Below are 800 nucleotides of genomic sequence, written 5' to 3'. Positions count from 1 at the left end.
GCATATCGGAAGCCTGAATACCTTTCCAACCGCCAATGGACGAACCGTCAAACGCTTGACCGTTTTCAAACCATTCTTCGGGATCGTCGAGGACGATGCGTGCGGGGATGGTAAAGTGGTGCTGCTTGCCTTTGGTATCGGTAAAGCGCAAATCTACGAAGCGGGCTTCGCTTTCTTCAATCAGTTTTACAGCGTCTTTGATGGACATCTTCAGCTCCTGAGGGAATGGGTTTAAGTTGTTATTCTACCACGGTAAGGCCGTCTGAAATACATCAGGGCACCCGTTTTTACGCAATGAAATATAGTTTCAGACGGCAAGATTGTCAACAATATGCTTCGGTTTGTCTGTTCAAAAGCGGAATGCCCGCCCTTTTGTCCGAATGCCGACAAAACAGATGCCGTCTGAAAGCAGTTCAGACGGCATCTGTTGTTTGGTTTAAAAACGATCAGCGAGGATAGCGGTTGCAGACAAATTTGTACACACTCTCTCCACCCGTACCGGGAATAACATAACTCCATTCGGCATAGGATGGTGTATAAGAACCGATAGGGTTTCCCGATTCGGAATACCACGTTACTGTCAAAGCCCTAAAACGTTTACCACTGCAATCCATTTCTTCCAACGCTTTAGCTGTATTATAAAATTTTCCATTGCTAATCATCTTTTTCGGCTCGGCGTACCTTGTTTCAAACCATGCACTATTGTCCGTACGGCTGTCTGCATCACCAAATATGGTAGTATTGTTACTGTTAATACCTAGCAACACCCAATATTCCGCCACCGCATGTGTTGCCAACCC

General features: G+C 46.0%; 2 protein-coding genes. Both read right to left on the bottom strand.

What is annotated here, in order from left to right:
* A partial coding sequence (locus ACTHUM_RS16035; RefSeq protein ID WP_440403427.1) for a glutamine synthetase beta-grasp domain-containing protein occupies nucleotides 1-208 on the bottom strand: 208 nt, incomplete at its 3' end.
* A gap of 238 nt (nucleotides 209-446) precedes the next feature.
* A partial coding sequence (locus ACTHUM_RS16030) for a surface-adhesin E family protein (RefSeq protein WP_440403426.1) occupies nucleotides 447-800 on the bottom strand: 354 nt, incomplete at its 5' end.

Source organism: Neisseria sp. P0021.S006, from assembly GCF_051956895.1.
Note: the sequence above shows the minus strand (reverse complement) of the source record. Positions and strands in the feature narration are given on the sequence as shown.